Source organism: Ruegeria atlantica (assembly GCF_001458195.1).
Lineage (GTDB): Bacteria > Pseudomonadota > Alphaproteobacteria > Rhodobacterales > Rhodobacteraceae > Ruegeria > Ruegeria atlantica.
Genome location: NZ_CYPU01000037.1, coordinates 1 through 2,053, shown reverse-complemented (window position 1 = coordinate 2,053; position 2,053 = coordinate 1). Strand labels below are relative to the sequence as shown.

Sequence of the window (2,053 nt, the reverse complement as noted above, 5' to 3'; positions counted from 1 at the left end):
TGACGCGGGCCGGCGGGCGAATGCCGCCAGTGCGAGCAAGGAGTGGATAGATCGAAGACGACTCGCGATCAAAAAGCCGCCCTATAGAACTCATCGACTCTCCGCGTTGCCATCGATCCCATATCTCTGACTTCTGTTTGTCTGTGAAAAATATGCGACGACGATAGGCCATGGCTTACACTCCATCTTTCCAAAAAGATTAAAGTGTTGCATCGATCAGTTGAAACCGCCCCGCGTTGCGGACATTCGGGGAATATCGATCAATGACAGCTGTGCGGACGTTATGTACCTTAGTATTGCGGCGGCCAATATTTGCATCTTGGAAAACTTGTGCGATCCAGACTGAACCGTTTACGATACGATTTCCAAGCCTTCATCCGCACAGATTTTAGCAACCCAGTCCATGTCCAAATCTGGCTCCGGAGACGGCCAATCTCGCGAGCCTGGACTCAACTTCGTGCCACAAATTCGAAAGACGTTTTCGTGGATCGAACCGGGGACATTTAAGATGAGCATTTCAGCTTCTTCGTCCGTCGAATTTCTAAATGAATGAATTTCGCCGCGCGGCATCTTTACGAACTGTCCCGGTTTCGCATGGATCCTTTCACCACCAACGGTGAACTCGACCAGCCCTTTTTGCACAAAAAACGACTCCTGATCATTGGGATGGCGATTGGGTGGCGCACCCGCACCACTCGACAATGTTGCCGTGCAAAGGAAATAGCCGTCTTCTTCACTAGATGTGTGGAAATCCATTATCATGCCCATCAGGTAACAAGTCTCAGACACCCGTTGTCCCCCTAACATTATTGCTTCGCCACCACTTTAACGATCGAAAGGTGAAGTGTCTGCACTCAAACAATTTTACGCTGCAGTCAGACGTTTTCGAACTCGTCTCTGTTCATTAAGAAGAGCTGTTCCTTAGCTTCTCCAATTATGGGCGGGCTTAAGGGTCCACTAGAGCTCGGTGCGGTCATTCGGTAAAACTCTGTGAACGTCTACTTTGCCGACTCTTCTGTCATTCAGAGCGTGTTGGAAAGGGTCAGCTTTACCCAGGAAAGCCGCTAGGGGTTGAAAGTAACCAACTGAACCTAGGTTCAGGACTCATAGCCAATAGATGACGAGAGCTGCGAGGGCGATTGCTGAGAGGAAGACCTTCGGGCACCTGTCGTAACGGGTTGCCACACGGCGCCAATCCTTGAGCCTGCCAAACATGATCTCGATCCGGTTGCGGCGTTTGTATCGGCGCTTGTCGTACTTCACCGTTGTCTTGCGCTGCTTCCGACCGGGGATGCAAGCGCGTATCCCTTTGTCTTGTAACGCTTCTCGGAACCAATCGGCATCGTATCCGCGATCTCCGAGTAGCCAATCGACATTCGGTATGCCGCTGAACAGAGCCCGAGCACCGATGTAGTCGCTGACCTGTCCTGCGGTTATAAACAGGTTCAGCGGGCGTCCCTGATTGTCGCAGATGGCGTGCAGTTTGGTGTTCATGCCGCCCTTGGTTCGACCAATCAGGCGTCCACGCCCCCCTTTTTGACGCCCATGCTGGTCGCTGTCCGGTGAGCCTTCAGATAGGTCGCGTCGATCATCACAGTCTTCTGTTCGCCGTGCTCGGCGGCCAGGCCAGCCATCATTCGCGCGAAGATGCCCTTGTCGCTCCACCGTTTCCATCGATTGTACAGCGTCTTGTGCGGTCCATAGGCGGCAGGTGCATCCCGCCACCGCAAACCATTGCGATTGATGAAGATAAGCCTCAACGAAAGGCAGGTTTGTCCGCACAGCTGTCATTGATCGATATTCCCCGAATGTCCGCAACGCGGTGCCGTTTCAACCGATCGCCGCAACACATTCATGGAACGTCTCTGCTGGTGAGAAGTAATGCAACGTTTTTCTTGGCCGCTCGTTGAGTTCACGAGCAACTGCGTCGAGATGTTCCTGGCTGTGCACTGAGAGGTCGGTGCCCTTTGGGAAGTACTGGCGCAGGAGACGGTTGGTATTCTCGTTGGTGCCGCGTTGCCACGGGCTGTGCGGGTCGCAAAAGTAGATGTCG

At 53.1% G+C, this 2,053-nt stretch carries 2 protein-coding genes and 2 pseudogenes; all 4 read right to left on the bottom strand.

Going from position 1 to position 2,053, the window contains the following annotated elements; genetic code table 11:
• A pseudogene (locus RUA4292_RS25700) lies at positions 1–172 on the bottom strand (IS30 family transposase); the annotation flags it as partial.
• A gap of 179 nt (positions 173–351) precedes the next feature.
• The gene (locus RUA4292_RS09850) at positions 352–756 is read right to left on the bottom strand and encodes a cupin domain-containing protein (RefSeq protein ID WP_158507006.1); all 405 of its coding nucleotides are present in this window, start codon (positions 754–756) and stop codon (positions 352–354) included.
• A gap of 348 nt (positions 757–1,104) precedes the next feature.
• Positions 1,105–1,754, bottom strand: a pseudogene (locus RUA4292_RS24015) (IS5 family transposase); the annotation flags it as partial.
• Between the two features lie 76 nt (positions 1,755–1,830).
• Positions 1,831–2,053: IS30 family transposase (locus tag RUA4292_RS09835; protein ID WP_145974857.1), on the bottom strand; the 223-nt coding region annotated here is incomplete at its 5' end.

Coding starts and splice junctions, on each gene's coding strand:
- RUA4292_RS09850 (WP_158507006.1), bottom strand. CDS start 756: ATGGATTTCCACACATCTAGTGAAGAAGACGGCTATTTCCTTTGCACG.